The 15243-nt window shown below is 70.5% G+C and carries 12 protein-coding genes and 2 tRNA genes; 4 read left to right on the top strand and 10 right to left on the bottom strand.

Annotated elements, in window-relative coordinates; translation table 11 throughout:
• Window positions 1-650: 650 nt before the first annotated feature.
• Complete coding sequence (locus AIF0345_RS16565; RefSeq protein WP_353962074.1) at window positions 651-920, top strand: integrase core domain-containing protein; 270 nt, start codon at window positions 651-653, stop codon at window positions 918-920.
• 172 nt (window positions 921-1092) lie between these two features.
• Here the strand turns inward: AIF0345_RS16565 and AIF0345_RS00065 are convergent.
• The 6 genes from AIF0345_RS00065 to gyrB all read right to left on the bottom strand — a co-directional run bounded on the left by AIF0345_RS00065 (window position 1093) and on the right by gyrB (window position 6760).
• Window positions 1093-1165 (bottom strand) — tRNA-Ala (locus AIF0345_RS00065).
• A gap of 35 nt (window positions 1166-1200) precedes the next feature.
• Window positions 1201-1317: a DLW-39 family protein gene (locus tag AIF0345_RS00060; RefSeq protein ID WP_285296772.1), complete on the bottom strand. Its 117-nt coding sequence runs from the start codon at window positions 1315-1317 to the stop codon at window positions 1201-1203.
• 46 nt (window positions 1318-1363) lie between these two features.
• Window positions 1364-1437: transfer RNA gene (locus tag AIF0345_RS00055), tRNA-Ile, on the bottom strand.
• Window positions 1438-1486: 49 nt separating this feature from the next.
• A complete protein-coding gene (locus AIF0345_RS00050; protein ID WP_043560139.1) occupies window positions 1487-1948 on the bottom strand; it encodes a DUF3566 domain-containing protein in 462 nt (153 codons plus the stop codon).
• A complete protein-coding gene (gyrA, locus tag AIF0345_RS00045) occupies window positions 1945-4602 on the bottom strand; it encodes a DNA gyrase subunit A (protein ID WP_273166180.1) in 2658 nt (885 codons plus the stop codon). The genes AIF0345_RS00050 and gyrA overlap by 4 nt, the downstream gene beginning before the upstream one ends.
• Before the next feature lie 97 nt (window positions 4603-4699).
• Window positions 4700-6760, bottom strand: a complete 2061-nt coding sequence (gene gyrB, locus AIF0345_RS00040) for a DNA topoisomerase (ATP-hydrolyzing) subunit B (protein WP_404975956.1) — start codon at window positions 6758-6760, stop codon at window positions 4700-4702.
• Window positions 6761-7136: 376 nt separating this feature from the next.
• Between gyrB and AIF0345_RS00035 the strand changes: the two genes are divergently transcribed.
• Genes AIF0345_RS00035 through AIF0345_RS00025 form a run of 3 tightly spaced genes read left to right on the top strand, consistent with a single transcriptional unit; the run spans window position 7137 to window position 10034 of the window.
• Window positions 7137-7778, top strand: coding sequence for an MptD family putative ECF transporter S component (locus AIF0345_RS00035; protein ID WP_268917677.1), 642 nt, complete (start codon window positions 7137-7139; stop codon window positions 7776-7778).
• A gap of 1 nt (window position 7779) precedes the next feature.
• Window positions 7780-8505, top strand: coding sequence for an energy-coupling factor transporter transmembrane component T family protein (locus AIF0345_RS00030; protein ID WP_285296771.1), 726 nt, complete (start codon window positions 7780-7782; stop codon window positions 8503-8505).
• Window positions 8502-10034: an ABC transporter ATP-binding protein gene (locus AIF0345_RS00025; RefSeq protein ID WP_285296770.1), complete on the top strand. Its 1533-nt coding sequence runs from the start codon at window positions 8502-8504 to the stop codon at window positions 10032-10034. Before AIF0345_RS00030 ends, AIF0345_RS00025 begins: the two co-directional genes overlap by 4 nt.
• Window positions 10035-10049: 15 nt before the next feature.
• Here AIF0345_RS00025 and AIF0345_RS00020 read toward each other — a convergent pair whose 3' ends face one another.
• The 4 genes from AIF0345_RS00020 to dnaA all read right to left on the bottom strand — a co-directional run bounded on the left by AIF0345_RS00020 (window position 10050) and on the right by dnaA (window position 15243).
• Complete coding sequence (locus AIF0345_RS00020) at window positions 10050-10637, bottom strand: DUF721 domain-containing protein (protein ID WP_268917680.1); 588 nt, start codon at window positions 10635-10637, stop codon at window positions 10050-10052.
• Window positions 10630-11844: a DNA replication/repair protein RecF gene (gene recF / locus AIF0345_RS00015; protein ID WP_273166187.1), complete on the bottom strand. Its 1215-nt coding sequence runs from the start codon at window positions 11842-11844 to the stop codon at window positions 10630-10632. Before recF ends, AIF0345_RS00020 begins: the two co-directional genes overlap by 8 nt.
• A gap of 27 nt (window positions 11845-11871) precedes the next feature.
• The gene (dnaN, locus tag AIF0345_RS00010) at window positions 11872-13005 is read right to left on the bottom strand and encodes a DNA polymerase III subunit beta (RefSeq protein ID WP_285296769.1); all 1134 of its coding nucleotides are present in this window, start codon (window positions 13003-13005) and stop codon (window positions 11872-11874) included.
• A 636-nt stretch (window positions 13006-13641) separates the two neighbouring features.
• On the bottom strand, window positions 13642-15243 hold the full coding sequence (dnaA, locus tag AIF0345_RS00005; protein ID WP_268917682.1) for a chromosomal replication initiator protein DnaA: 1602 nt from the start codon (window positions 15241-15243) through the stop codon (window positions 13642-13644).

The raw sequence follows: 15243 nt of genomic DNA, 5'->3' as shown, positions 1-15243 counted from the left end.
GCCCTCACCGGCACCGACGCCGCCGGCGCCGTCCGGCCCACCCGGCTCGCCTTCCTGCACGCCCAGCGGGCCGAGCGCCGCGACCGGGCCCGGCGCCCTGGCGGGCGCATCCGCCCTCTCCCGGCCCCCACCACCCGCGCCCGGCACCAGGGCCCCGACCACCGCCGTCCTCCTGGCCGAGACACCGGGCAGGACCTCCACCACCGCCCACCCGACCTCCCGCACCCGGCCCGTCACCCGTCACCAGAGGATCGGGAACCTCCATACGGGCGAGCATACGGGGCGAGCACGTCTCCACGCCGGCAGCAAGAGACTCAAACGAGCCCTGCTCGACCCCGCCCTCACCTCCCTGCGCCCCGACCCCGTCGGCCGCGCCCACCACCAGCGCAAGCCAGATCAGGAAAACATCCGGACCAGGCCTGAGGTGCTTGGTGCTTCTCAGACAGTGGTGGAAAGAGCACTGTTCTTGGGCGATGAGGGTGGAATCTGATAAGGAAGGATCACCCGGAGTCCGCTGAGGCAGAGGTGAGCCCGGAGGCGGTGCGCACCGCCCGTGCGCTCCCAGGGCCCGCCAGTCCGCGCAGCCCCGCCGCAAGGACCCGGCGCCACCGCCCCCGGGCCGCGGCAGCCAGTACACCTCCGCCCGGTACCTGGAGGGATACGGCACTCGCCCCTCGGTGGGAAGAACCGGGGTGCGCTGGGCGGACGCCTGGGCGGAGTCCTTCAATGCGACACTGAAGAACGAGAGAGTCCACCAGATGGTCCGCCACCGCAAGAAACACCGCAAGAAACAAGGCCATCCGGGATACTGCCTCTGGATCGAGCCGGAATACAATCAGAAACGTCTCCACTCCGCCCTGGGTCACAGGACACCCGGCGAGGCCGACCAGGAGCACCGAGGAACAGGACAGGCATCCTGAAACACAGCTCTTAAGGCCACCCGAGACGCGCCCGGCAGTCCGCTGGCCAGGCGCTCTGCCAGCGCATCGAGATCACCGAAAACGAGAAGGCGGCGAGCCGACTCGCCGAGCCGCTCGCGCCCTCACCCCCGCGTCCCCAGAGGATGCCGGGTGCTCTACTACGTCTCAATTGTGGAGCTAACGGGACTCGAACCCGTAACCCCCTGCTTGCAAAGCAGGTGCGCTACCAATTGCGCCATAGCCCCTGGAGAGGTCGGCAGTGATGCCGACGGCGAGTCATCTACTCGACCGGGTCAGTGACCTCGGCCCATGCGGCGCGCTCGGCGCGCGCCGCCTCGATCCTCAGCCACACCGCGTAGGACACGATTCCGAGGAATGAGAAAACCGCGGCTGACACGAGCAACCGGTTCCTCATGAACCCTCCTCATCGTCCACCGCGGGGGTGGGCCTAGCTGGACTCGAACCAGCGACCTCATCCTTATCAGGGATGCGCTCTAACCAACTGAGCTATAGGCCCGGTGACGCGGAAGAGGGTATCCCACCGCGTCGACCGCCTCCAAATCGAGTCAGTCGTCCGCCAGTGTGAGATGAATCCCACCGACGAGTGTCGCGGTCAGGTTGTAGAGGAACGCCGTCACCGTGGACAGGGCGGTGGTCAGAGCCACGTTCACCACACCGATAATGGTGGCCATTGAGACCGTCTGCTTGAGGGCCAGGTACTGCAGGAGCGTCGTGTAGGCGTTGTTGTCGGTCTGCATGATCGTGCTGGCGAGCTCCTTGATGGTGGAGAACACGTGCAGGGCGTCGAGCATGTACCACACGAAGATGGCGGCGACCACGAACATAATGCCCGCCGCCACGCTCAGCATGAAGGAGACCTTCATGATCGACCAGGGATCGACACGGGTCAGGGACAGCCGGACGCGTCGCGGACCGGCGATCGTCTTGGCTGACTTACTACCGGACTTCCCGGTGCTCTGGGAAGCGCTGTCTCCCCCCATGGGCGGGAAGGACTCCGACTGGCTCATGCCTGGACCTCACTCTCGTCGTCGCCCGAGCCTACCGCCTCAGCCTCACCCGGCGCAGCGGTGTTGGCAACTGTCATAGCCGAGTCCTCTCCGGCGGGCTCCCCGGCCGCGGGCTCCCCACCCACAGCCCCGTCCCCGGCCGCGGGTCCGTCGCCCTCGAGCTCGCGCTCGGTACTGCGGGCCACAGCGATGATCCGGTCGCCGTCGTCGGGCTTGGCGAAGGTCACGCCCTGCGTGGCGCGCCCGGTGCGAGAGACCTCGGCCACAGCCGAGCGCACCACCTTGCCCGAGGCCATAATGCACAGGACCTCGTCGCGGGGCGCGGTCACCAGCGCCCCGACCAGGTCGCCGCGTGCCTCGACGAGGTTGGCGACCTTGACCCCCAGTCCGCCGCGCCCCTTGGTGGGGTAGTCGGCGACGGCGGTGCGCTTGGCGTAGCCGCCCTCGGTGACGACGAACAGGTCGGCCTCGGCCCACTGCGGGTCGATCACGCCCATGGCCAGCAGTGAGTCGCCCTCCCGGAAGCGCATACCGGTGACGCCGGAGGTCGCCCGGCCGGTGGGCCGCAGGGTCTCGTCGTCGGCGTGGAAGCGCAGCGACTGGCCGTGGCGGGAGACGAGCAGGAGGTCCTGGCCGGCGCACAGCAGGGAGGCGGAGACGAGCTCGTCGCTGACCCCGTCCCCGTTCGCGCGCAGGTTGATGGCGATGACGCCGCCGGAGCGGTTGGAGTCGTACTCGCCCAGGCGGGTCTTCTTCACCAGGCCGCGGCGGGTGGCCAGGACCAGGTAGTCGGCCTGGCCGTAGTCGCCCAGCTCCATGACCTGGGCGATCTCCTCGCCGGGCTGGAAGGCCAGCAGGTTGGCCACGTGCTGGCCCTTGGCGTCGCGCCCGCCCTCGGGCAGCTCGTAGGCCTTGGCGCGGTAGACGCGGCCCAGGTTGGTGAAGAACAGCAGCCAGCGGTGGGTGGTGGTGACGAAGAAGTGATCGACGACGTCGTCCTGGCGCAGCGCGGCGCCCCGGATGCCCTTGCCGCCGCGGTGCTGGGAGCGGTAGGCGTCGGTGCGGGTGCGCTTGGCGTAGCCGGAGCGGGTGATGGTGACCACCACGTCCTCCTCGGGGATGAGGTCCTCCATGCTCATCTCCCCGTCGAAGGGCACGATGCGGGTGCGGCGCTCGTCGCCGTACCTGCTCACGATCTCGGCCAGCTCCTCGGAGACGATGGCGCGCTGGCGCTGCGGGGAGGCGATAATGTCGCGCAGGTCGATGACCCTGGCCCGCAGGTCCTCGCTCTCCTGCTGGATCTTGAGGCGCTCCAGGGCGGCCAGGCGGCGCAGCTGGAGGGAGAGGATGGCCTCGGCCTGGGCCTCGTCGACGCCGAGCAGGCCCATGAGGCCGACCCGCGCCTCCTCGGTGGTGGGCGAGCGGCGGATGAGGGCGATGACGGCGTCCAGAGCGTCGATGGCCTTGAGCAGGCCCTCCAGAATGTGGAGGCGCTCCTCGGCCTTGCGCAGGCGGTAGCGCGAGCGGCGCACGATGACATCGATCTGGTGGGCGACCCAGTGGCGCACGAAGCCGTCCAGGCTCAGGGTGCGCGGCACCCCGTCGACCAGGGCCAGCATGTTGGCGGGGAAGTTGTCCTGAAGCTGGGTGCGCTTGTACAGGTTGTTGAGGACGACCTTGGCGACGGCGTCGCGCTTGAGGACGATGACGAGCCTCTGGCCGGTCCGCCCGGAGGTCTCGTCGCGGATGTCGGCGATGCCGCCGACCTGCCCGTCGCGCACGAGCTGGGCGATCTTGTCGGCCAGGTTGTCGGGGTTGACCTGGTAGGGCAGCTCGGTGACCACCAGGCACTGGCGGCCCTGGATCTCCTCGACGCTCACCACGGCCCGCTGGGTGATGGAGCCGCGCCCGGTGCGGTAGGCGTCCTCGATGCCCCGGCGGCCCAGGATGGTGGCGCCGGTGGGGAAGTCGGGGCCGGGGATGCGCTCGATGAGGGCCTCCAGCAGCTCCTCGCGGGAGGCGTCGGGGTGCTCCAGGAACCACTGGACGCCGGCGGCGATCTCGCGCAGGTTGTGCGGGGGGATGCGCGTGGCCATGCCCACCGCAATGCCCTCGGAGCCGTTGACCAGGAGGTTGGGGAAGCGCGCGGGCAGGATGACCGGCTCCTGGTTGCGCCCGTCGTAGTTGTCCTGGAAGTCGACGCTCTCCTCGTCGATGTCGCGGACCATCTCCATGGCCAGCGGCGCCATCTTGCACTCGGTGTACCGGGGGGCGGCGGGCCCCAGGTTTCCCGGCGTGCCGAAGTTGCCCTGCCCGGCCACCAGCGGGTAGCGCAGCGACCACCACTGCACCAGGCGCGCCAGGGCGTCGTAGATGGCGGCGTCGCCGTGCGGGTGGTAGTTCCCCATGACCTCGCCCACGACGCGCGAGGACTTGGAGAAGGAGGCGCTGGGGCGGTAGCCGCCGTCGTACATGGCGTACAGGACGCGGCGGTGGACCGGTTTGAGGCCGTCGCGCACGTCCGGCAGGGCGCGCCCCACGATGACGCTCATGGCGTAGTCGAGGTAGGAGCGCTGCATCTCCATCTGGAGGTCGACCGGCTGGATGCGGTCGCGGGCGGGCTGCTCGAGCTCGGTAGTGGTCTCGTCGCTCAACGTGTGTCCTTTGGTGTCGTGAAGTCAGGGAGTCGATCGGTGCGTGCGCCCGACGGCGGGGGCCTGCCGGGCCGCCCGGGCCCGGCAGGCCGGGTCCTCAGATGTCGAGGAAGCGCACGTCCGCGGCGTTGCGCTGGATGAAGGAGCGGCGCTGCTCGACGTCGTCGCCCATGAGGATGGAGAAGGTCTCGTCGGCGTCGGCGGCCTCGTCGAGGGTGACCTGCTTGAGGATCCGGGTGGTCGGGTCCATGGTGGTCTCCCACAGCTCGTGGTCGTTCATCTCGCCCAGGCCCTTGTAGCGCTGGATGCCGCCCTCCCTGGGCAGGCGGCGCCCGGCCTCGACCCCGACCTTGAGCTTGTCGTCGCGCTCGACGTCGGAGTAGGCGAACTCGTGCTCGGCACCCACCCATTTGAGCCGGTACAGCGGGGGCATGGCGATGTAGGTGTGGCCGTTCTCAATGAGCGGGCGCATGTAGCGGAACAGGAGGGTCAGCAGCAGGGTGGCGATGTGCTGGCCGTCAACGTCGGCGTCGGCCATGATGACGATCTTGCCGTAGCGCAGCTTGGAGATGTCGAACTCCTCGCCGATGCCGGTGCCGAAGGCGGTGATGAGGCTGCGGATGGTGTCGGAGGACAGGGCCCGGTCCAGGCGCGCCTTCTCCACGTTCAGGATCTTGCCGCGGATGGGCATGATGGCCTGGTGCTCGGGGTCGCGCCCGCCGACGGCGGAGCCGCCGGCCGAGTCGCCCTCGACAATGAAGATCTCGCACTCGGCGGCGTTGCGGGAGGAGCAGTCGCGCAGCTTGCCGGGCATGGAGGCGGACTCCAGGACGCCCTTGCGGCGCGTGGCCTCGCGGGCCTTGCGGGCCGCCAGGCGGGCGGCGGCCGCCTGGGTCGCCTTGGCGATGACGGCCCGGGCTTCGACGGGGTGGGAGTCGAACCAGTCGCCGAGCCGGGAGTAGACGGTCTGCTGGACGAAGGTGCGGGCCTCAGTGTTGCCGAGCTTGGTCTTGGTCTGGCCCTCGAACTGCGGCTCGGTGAGCTTGACGGAGATGACGGCGGTCAGCCCCTCGCGGATGTCGTCGCCGGTGAGGTTGTCGTCCTTGTCCTTGAGCAGACCCCTCTCCCGGGCGTACTTGTTGACCAGGGTGGTCAGCGCCGTGCGGAAGCCCTCCTCGTGGGTGCCGCCCTCGGTGGTGTTGATGGTGTTGGCGTAGGTGTGGACCGACTCGGAGTAGGCGGACGTCCACTGCATGGCGATCTCCAGGCTGATGCCGTGGGCGTCGCCCAGGGTCTGCTCGGCCTCGAAGTCGATGATCTCGGGGTGGACGAGCTCGACCTTCTTCGACTTGTTGAGGAAGGCGACGTAGTCGCGCAGGCCGCGGACGTACAGGTAGGTGTCCGAGCGGTGCCCCACCACCGGCTCGTCGGCCGACCCGGTCTCGTCGCCGGTGATCTCGTCGCCGACGTCGGTCACGCCGGCGCGCTCGTCGGTCAGGGTGATGCGCAGCCCCTTGTTGAGGAAGGCCATCTGCTGGAAGCGGCGTCGCAGCGTCTCGTAGTCGAAGACGACGGTCTCGAAGATGGCGGGATCGGGGTAGAAGGTCTGGGTGGTGCCGGTGGCGGTGGTCTCCTCGCCCTTGACCAGGGGAGTGGTCGGCTTCCCGCCATCGCCAAAGCTCATGCGCCACACGTGCCCCTGGCGGCGCACCTCGGTGTCGACGCGGGTGGACAGGGCGTTGACGACGGACACGCCGACGCCGTGCAGGCCGCCGGAGACGGCGTAGCCGCCGCCGCCGAACTTGCCGCCGGCGTGGAGGATGGTCATGACGACCTCGACGGTGGGCCGGTGCTCGGTGGGGTGCTCGTCCACGGGGATGCCGCGGCCGTTGTCGACGACCCTGAGGCCGCCGTCGGCCTGGATGGTGACCTCGATGTGGTCGCAGTAGCCAGCCAGGGCCTCGTCGACGGCGTTGTCCACGACCTCGTACACCAGGTGGTGCAGCCCGCGCTCGCCGGTGGAGCCGATGTACATGCCGGGCCGCTTGCGCACAGCCTCGAGCCCCTCAAGGACGGTGATGTCGGAGGCACCGTATTCGGCCGATCCTTGACCGATGTGGGACTCGGCGGCGGTCACAGGCTGGTCCTGGTCAGACACGTGTCAGCTGCTCCTCTTTCTGTGCGCCGGGCGGCCCCGATCCCTCTGGACGCCAGCTGGCGGGCTCGGTCCCGCGGCGTGTAGGTGGGTACCTGCGAATGGCCCAGGGCGCACCATGGGCGTTTCTGGGTCGATTCTAGCGTGAATCGGCGTGGAAACCCTCGTCAGGCGACGCCTGTCGGGCGTGTGCAACGTCACCAGCGCAGTCACCAGCGCCCCATCCCGTGCGCTCGCCCCGCAACCCGCGCCTTGACAGGCACTCGGAGACGGGATAGTGATTCTCATACCATTAGGTTCGCCTAATCTCGATCTAGAAGAAGGGTGGCCATCTCCCATGTCCGCAGATCCCAAGACTCCCGCGACTCCCACTGCCTCCGTGACATCGACGCCCGCAGCCACGGGTACTGGGCCATCTGGGCCGTCGGGGTCCTCGGCCGGCCGCTCGCTCAAGCCGAAGGACCTCATTACCGTCGGCATCTTCACCGCCCTGTACTTCGTCGTCTTCTTCGGCTTCGGCATGCTCGGCTTTTTCGGGCCCGCCGTTCACGCCGTCGGCATTGTGCTCGGCAGCCTCGCCAACGGCATCGTCTTCGCCCTCTACGTCACCCGCATCCGCAAGCCCGGAATGGTCTTCCTCACCGCCATCGTGTCCTCCCTGCTCATGGTGCTGACCGGCCACGCCTGGACCACGCTGATCACGGCGGCCCTCTTCTCCGCGCTGGCCGAGCTCGTCCTGGCCGGCGGACGCTACCGCTCCGCCCGCGCCTCGGTGATCGCCTACGGCGTGTTCTCCCTGTGGGTCGCCGGCCCGATGCTGCCCCTGTACTTCCAGCACAACGCCTACATCGCCAACATCAGCAAGCAGATGGGCGAGGACTACGCCCGGGCCTGGGACACCCTGTTCTCCCCGACCTTCATGGCCGGGCTGCTCGTCCTCGTCTTCCTGGCCTCCTGCCTGGGCGGGCTGCTGGGTCAGAAGATGCTGCGCAAGCACTTCGTGCGCGCCGGCATCGCCTGACATGCAGATCCTCGCGGCCTCCGCGCACAGGGGGCGGCTCCGCCTCGACCCCCGCACCAAGCTCCTGCTCGTCATGGTGGTCAACATCGCGGCCCTGACGCGGGTCGATCAGACGGCCTCCCTGGTGGCCTTCGTCTGCGCGGCCCTCCTGCTGGCCACCATCGGGTCATGGCGCGCCCTGGGAATCCAGGCCCTGATCTTCATGGTCTGCCGCGGCACCCAGCTCCTGGGAACGCAGGTCCTGGGCGGGCCGGTGTGGCACACCGTGGGGGCGGTCGGCTTCTTCATGGGCAACTTCGTCACGGTCCTGACCATGGGCGTCTACCTGGTGCGGTCCACGACCCCGTCCGAGCTCATCGAGGGTCTGCGCCGGCTGCGAGCGCCCGACGCCGTCGTCATCCCCCTGGCCGTCATGCTGAGGTTCTTCCCGACCCTGGCCGAGGAGCTCACCGCCGTCGTCCAGGCGGTCAGCCTGCGCCGTCTTCACACGAGCCAGTGGGGGTTCCTGCGCGAGCCGCTGACGACGGTGGAGCACATTATGGTGCCCTTCCTCGTCTCGGCGACCCGGATCGGCGACGAGCTGGCCGCCTCAGCGCTCACCCGGGGCCTGGGCGGGACGCGCTCGCGCACCACCATCACCGACCTGCGCTTCCGCACATCCGACGTCGTGGGCCTGGCCATGTCCTTCCTCATTATGCTCGTCTTCGTCAGGGGGATGATGTCATGACCGACGCGCCTGATACGACCGATGCCCCGACAGACATGATCGGCATTGACCACGTGTCCTTCTCCTACGGCTCTGAGGACGCCGCCGAGAGTCTCAGGAGCATGGTGCTCGGGCTGGAGGACGTGAGCCTGCGCGTCTCACCGGGCGAGTGCGTTCTGCTGTGCGGCCCGAGCGGCTGCGGAAAGTCGACGCTGCTGCGCCTCATCAACGGCCTGGTGCCCAACTTCCACCCCGGCGCCCTCACCGGTGACGTGATGGTCGCGGGGATCAACGCCCCCGCCTCGCCGCTGGACGTGACCGGCCGGCGGGTCGCCACGGTCTTCCAGAACCCCCGCACCCAGTTCTTCACCTCCGAGGTGCGCAGCGAGCTCGCCTTCGGCCCGGAGAACTTCGGAATGGCCCCGGACACGATCCGTGCCCGCCTGGCCGTCTCGGCCAGGCGCACGGGAATCGACGACCTCCTGGACGCCGGCCTCTTCCGCCTCTCGGGCGGCCAGAAGCAGCTTGTGGCCTGCGCCTGCGCCATGGTCGTCGAGCCTCGGGTGCACCTGTTCGACGAGCCCACCTCGAACCTGTCCACGGAGTCGGTGGACCTTCTGCGCAGCGTGCTCTCCGACCTGCACGCCTCAGGCGCGACCATGGTCATCGCTGAGCACCGCCTGTCCTACCTGCGCGGCATCGTGGACCGCGTGATCCTGCTCGACGGCGGCGGGATCGTGCGCGAGATGCCCGCCGAGCGCCTGTGGGCGATGAGCGAGCAGGAGCGCACCGGCCTGGGGCTGCGCTCGCTCCGCCCGGTGACGCCCATGCGCCCCTCCGTCGTCCTGCACGACGCCGGCACCGGCGGGGGCGAGGAGGGGCCGGGGACGAGCACGTCGGACGAGCCCGCCAGCGCGCTGTCGTCCCAGGGCGGGCTCGAGCTGGAGAACCTGCGCTTCTCCTACGGCTCCCACCGGGTTCTCGACATCCCGCGCCTCAGGCTGCCGCGCGGCCGGGTGACCGCGCTGGTCGGCCCCAACGGGGCCGGCAAGTCGACCCTCACGCGCGTGCTGGTCGGCCTGGAGCGGGCCAAAGGGGCGATCCGCCTGGACGGCCGGGTGCTGCGCGCCAAGGAGCGCACAAGGCTCGGCTACGTCGTCATGCAGGACGTCCACCGCCAGCTCTTCGCCGCCGAGGTGCGCGAGGAGCTCGCCCTGGGCGTGCCCGCCGACAAGCTCGACGAGGACCGCATTGAGCGTATCCTGGCCGACCACGGCCTGGCCGAGGTGGCCGGGCGCCACCCCATGTCGCTGTCGGGCGGTCAGAAGCAGCGCCTGGTGATCGCCGCCGCGCAGATGGTCGACAAGGAGGTCTACGTCTTCGACGAGCCCTCCTCGGGCCTGGACTACCGCCACCTGCGCTCCACGGCCCGCACCATCCGCGACCTCGCCGGGTCCGGCAAGGTGGTCGTCGTCGTCACCCACGACGAGGAGCTGCTGGACGCCTGCGCCGACAGCGTCGTTCAGATGCGCCCACTCGCCCCCGCCTGAGCCGCCCCGCGCCGTCTACCCGTAGGTGTCCCGGGGCCCGCGGCCGCCCCGGGCGGCGCCGAAGCGGCCGCTGCGCCAGGTCGGTCCGCCCGGGCCCATGATCCGGATGTCGACCGCGCCGCCGCCGCGCCCCAGGGCCTCGGCCACCCGCCGCTCAATGGTGGGCAGGAGCAGGCGCAGCTGCTGCGCCCAGGCGCTGGAGGAGGCGCGCAGCGTCAGTCGTCCCGGCTCGAAGCTCTCGACGACGGCGTGCTCGGCGATCCGTGCCCCGACGATCTCCTGCCACCGCACCGACACCGAGGCCACGGCCAGGTGCCCGGCCCAGCCGTGTCTCTCGGCGTAGCGCCGCAGGTCGCTCTTGCCGGTGCGCGGGTCGAAGCGCGTCGGCCCGGGCCGGTCGCGCCCGGGCGGCAGGCCGGGGCCCCGGTCGCTCGGGTCGCCCTCGCCGGAGCCGCGCGCCGCGCGCCGGGCGTCCCAGGCGGCGACGCCGTCCTCACCCGACGCCTGGCGCGACAGGGCCTTGCGGATCTCGCCCGCGTTCCACGCATGGCCCCGCTCCCGGGCCAGCGCCCGCATGGCCAGGGCGTCGCCCGCCTCAGCCACGGCTGACCCCCGAGGCGGAGACCCGGTAGCGCGTGCCGGCCAGCGCGGCGGGCACGTCGTCGTCCACGGCCGCGGTCAGCAGCGCCTGCTGCGCCCCGGCGACGACGTCGGCCAGCGCCGCGCGCCGCCCGGCGTCCAGGGAGGCGAAGACGTCGTCGAGAATGAGTACCGGCTCCCCGTCGCCGCCGTAGGCATCGACGTCGTGGCGCAGCATCTCGTAGGAGGCCAGCCGCAGCGCCAGCGCCAGGGACCACTGCTCGCCGTGGGAGGCGAAGCCCTTGGCGGGCAGGTCGCCCAGGTGGAGGATCAGGTCGTCGCGGTGCGCGCCGACCAGGTTGGCCCCCCGGTCGATCTCGCGGCCGCGCATCCCGGCCATGGCCGTCTCCAGGCGCGCGGCGGTGGTGGCGACGTCGGCCAGCTCGGCCTCTGCAGCCGTGGCCGCCTCGTCGCGCGGACCGGGCTCCGGGCGGCCCTCGTGGAGCAGCAGGCTGGAGCGGTAGGACAGGCGCGCGGCCGACTGGCCCTGGCTGACCCGCTCGTAGGAGGCGGCCGCCCACGGGCGCAGCCGGGCGACGACGTCGGTGCGCGCGGCCATGAGCCGGGCGGCGGCGGCGGCCAGCTGGGCGTCCCACACCTCCAGGCTGGAGATCATGGAGGCCGGCACGCCCCCGGACCGGCGGGCGGCGCGGGCCGCCTTCAGCAGGCTGGCGCGCTGGGAGAGGATCTTGTCGTGCTCGGCGCGCACCCCGGCCAGCGCGGGGCGCAGGGTCACGGCCAGGTCGTCCAGGAAACGACGGCGCACCCCCGGCTCCTCGCGCACCAGGGCGAGGTCCTCTGGGGCGAAGACGACGGCGCGCAGGATGCCCAGCAGGTCGCGGGGCCGCGCGGCGCCGCGGTTGAGCCGGGCGCGGTTGGCCCTGCCGGCGATGATCTCTATCTCCAGGACGCTGGGTCGCCCGCCGTGGACGACCCTGGCCCGCACGACCGCTCCGCCGGGCTGCGGCTCGCCCGGCGGGGCACGGCGCACCAGGGCGGTGTCAGCGCCGGCCCGGTGGCTGGAGAGGGTCGACAGGTAGGCGACCGCCTCGACGAGGTTGGTCTTGCCCTGCCCGTTGGGCCCGATGAAGGCCGTGGGGCCGGGCTCCAGGGCGAGGACGAGCTCGTCGTAGGAGCGGAAGTCACTGAGTGCAAGGTCTGAGACGTACACAGGCGTCCACGGTCGCGCCCGTCCCGCTCAGGCGCCGAACCGGATCGGCATGAGCAGGTAGCGGAAGGACGCGTCCTCCTCGCCGTCGATGGCGCTCATGCCGGTCAGGACCGCGGGCTTGGACGGGTGGGTGAAGTCGATCTTGACGTAGGGCTGCGTGATCGCGCCGAGGCCGTCAACCAGGTAGCTGGGGTTGAAGGCGGTGGTGATGTCCTCGCCCTCCAGGTGGGCCATGAGCTGCTCGGAGGCCTGGGCGTCGTCGCCCTGACCGGCGTCCAGCGCCAGGTTGCCGTCGGTGAAGGCCATGTGGATGGGTGTGGAGCGGTCGGCGACCAGGCTGACCCGGCGCACTGCGCCTATGAGCTCCTCGCGCCCCACGGTGGCGTGGATGGTTGTGGACTCCGGGAACAGCCGCAGCACCGGCGGGTAGTCGCCGTCGGTGAGCAGGCTGGTGGTGCGGCGCCCGCCGGCCTCGAAGCCGATGAGGCTGGAGGTCGCCGAGTCGGGGTCGGTCAGCGCCACCGTCACCTTGCCGGTGGAGGTCAGCGACTTGGCGACGTCGGACAGGGTGCGGGCCTTGAGCAGCGCGTGCGTCGTCAGGCCGGTGTCCTGCGGGGACCAGGTCATCTCGCGCACCGCCAGGCGGTAGCGGTCGGTGGCCATGAGGGTCAGGGACTCGCCGTCGACGTCCATCTGCACGCTGGTGAGCAGGGGGAGGGTCTCGTCGCGCGAGGCGGCGATGGAGACCTGGGCGACCGCCTGGGCCAGGTCATGGGCCTCGACCGTGCCGGCCACCCCGGGCATGGCCGGCAGGGCGGGGTAGTCGTCGGCGGCCATGGCGGCCAGGGAGAAGTGCGCGGCGCCGCAGGAGACGGTCACCTTGGTTCCCTCGACCTCCATGTCCACGGGCTTGGAGGGCAGGGCCTTAGCGATGTCGGCCAGCAGACGGCCCGAGACCAGGACGACACCCTCCTCCTCGACGTCGGCGGCGACCTCGCACCGCGCTGAGACCTCGTAGTCGAAGGAGGCCAGGATGAGGGAGGCGGGCGTGGCCTCCAGGCGCACACCGGCCAGGACGGGAACGGGCGGGCGAACGGGCACCGAGCGGGCGGTCCAGGTGACGGCCTCCGCCAGGACGTCGCGGTCGACCCTCAGCTTCATAGGGCGCCTCCTTGTGTGAGCATGCGGTTCGGTCTCCCGGTCAGGGGCAGAGCTATCCAGGTGGAGTTTAGACGTATGAGGGCCGGGCGCGTCCACATGCCGGATACCGGTGTGCTCGGGGTCGGTCGGTCCCCTCGTACGGGCTGTGGGGGATGGATCGTGTAGATGAGGTTCAGTAGGGGTATTAGGAGGTGTGGATTCTGGGGATAAGTCCGATCTGGCCCGGAACGGCGCGGGTGCGGGGTGTGGAACCACAAGAGAGTGGTTCGGTGGAGCCGGCCGGTCGGCGGTGGTTTCCCCCCGGCGCCTGTCTGGGAGCCCACATCCCGGGCGGCCGCCGTCCACATCAGGAGGCCGGTTGTCCACCGGAGCGCGCAGGTTCGTCCCCAGGCTGGTGGAGCGGGGTGTGGGACACGGACGCCCCGCTCCACCGGGGTGCGGGGAGGGACGGCGGCGCGGGCCTGGACTGGGCAGAGGCCCTCGACGACGGCGCTCGGCGTGGCCCGGCCGCCTGGGCGGCCGGCCCCCTCTGGCCCCCTCCGTCCCGCCTGGGCGCCGGCGCGCGGGGTCTCTCCCGGCGCCCGGCGGGGCCCTGTGGCTCCGGGCCGGCCGGGCCACGCGGGTCGCCCTCGGCGCTCAGCGGGGGGCCTGGGCGGCCTGCTTGATGCGGGCGGTGATCTCCTGGACCTGGTTGTAGGTGTCGCGCCGCTCGGCCATCTGCGTGCTGATCTTGCGGCTCGCGCTCATGACGGTCGTGTGGTCCTTGCCGCCGAACTCCTTGCCGATCTTGGTCGTGGACATCTCGATGAGCTCGCGGCACAGGTACATGGCGATGTGGCGGGCGTGCACCATGGTCTGGGCGCGGTCCTTGGAGCGCAGGTCCTCGATGGTCAGGCCGAAGTAGTCGGCCGTCTGCGTCATGACCAAGGCGGCGGTGATCTCGCCGCCGCCGGAGCTGGCGATAATGTCCTTGAGCACCATCTCCGCCAGGGTCTGGTCGATGGGCTGGTCGGTCAGGGAGGCGAAGGCGGTGACGCGGATGAGCGCCCCCTCGAGCTCGCGGATGTTGGTGGTGACCCGGCTGGCGATGTACTCCAGGACGGGCAGGGGCAGGTCCACGCCCTCGGCGCCGGCCTTGTTGCGCAGGATCGCGGTGCGGGTCTCCAGGGTCGGGGGCTGGACGTCGACGGTCAGCCCGGACTCGAAGCGCGACAGCAGGCGCTTCTCGAAGCCCTTGAGGTCCTTGGGGGGCAGGTCGGAGGTGAGCACGACCTGCTTGTTGGCCATGTAGAGGGTGTTGAAGGTGTGGAAGAACTCCTCCAGGGTCTGCTCCTTGCCGCCCAGGAACTGGACGTCGTCGACCAAGAGGATATCGACGTCTCGGTAGCGGCGCTTGAAGTCGTTCATCGTGCCCTCGGCCACAGAGGAGATGAAGTCGGAGACGAACTCCTCGGAGGAGACGTACTTAATGACCATGTCCTGGTACAGGGAGCGGGCGTGATTGCCGATGGCGTGCAGCAGGTGAGTTTTACCCAGGCCCGAGCCGCCGTATATGAATAACGGGTTATAGGCGCCGGCGGAGCGGTCGGGGTCTGGGTTTCCGGGCTGCTCGGCCACCTTGAGCGCGGCCGCGAAGGCGAAACGGTTGGAGTCGCCCATGACGTAGTTGTCGAAGGTGTAGCGGGGATTGAGGTGGGAGCTCTTATCGAAGGCCTGAGGGGTCTCGGGCCGGGCGAAGGCGGCGGCGGGGTTGGTGACGTAGGACGGTGCTCCCGAGCGCGTCGAGTGCGAGGACTGCAGGGCGTGCCGGCCGGCGGTCCCGGCGGCTCCGGGAGCCATGGGGGGCTCGACGGCGGGCGGACGGGCGCGCACGACGGGCTCGGGCGCGTCGGACTCGGCCAGGGTCGAGGACAGGTCCAGGCGGGGCTGGACGGGCCGTGCCTGCGGGCGCGTGACGGTCATGGTCGGTGCGGGCGCCCCGGCGTCCAGCGAGGTGTCGACGGTCACCTCGAAGGGAACCTTCCGGCCCCAGACCTGTGTGAGTGCCCGGCTGATGGTGGCGCGCGCCTCCTCGACCTTGCTCTTGGTGAAGGGCGAGCCGGCGACGAGCACGAGGGTGCCGTCGACGTCGATGACGCGCGTCATCCGGATAATGGAGAGCTTGCCGGTGCTCAGCTCGGTGGAGTCCGACAGGATCTCCAGGACCGACTGCCACTTGAGTGTCGTTTCGTCTGGCAC

The organism is Actinomyces israelii (genome assembly GCF_030253495.1).
GTDB lineage: Bacteria > Actinomycetota > Actinomycetes > Actinomycetales > Actinomycetaceae > Actinomyces > Actinomyces israelii.
This window is presented reverse-complemented; position numbering and strand designations above follow the sequence as displayed.

Bases quoted from the DNA above. Each gene is read 5' to 3' on its own strand.
- AIF0345_RS00025 (WP_285296770.1), top strand. From the start codon at position 8,502: ATGACCGACGCGCCTGATACGACCGATGCCCCGACAGACATGATCGGC.
- AIF0345_RS00050 (WP_043560139.1), bottom strand. From the start codon at position 1,948: ATGAGCCAGTCGGAGTCCTTCCCGCCCATGGGGGGAGACAGCGCTTCC.
- AIF0345_RS00030 (WP_285296771.1), top strand. From the start codon at position 7,780: ATGCAGATCCTCGCGGCCTCCGCGCACAGGGGGCGGCTCCGCCTCGAC.
- dnaN (WP_285296769.1), bottom strand. From the start codon at position 13,005: ATGAAGCTGAGGGTCGACCGCGACGTCCTGGCGGAGGCCGTCACCTGG.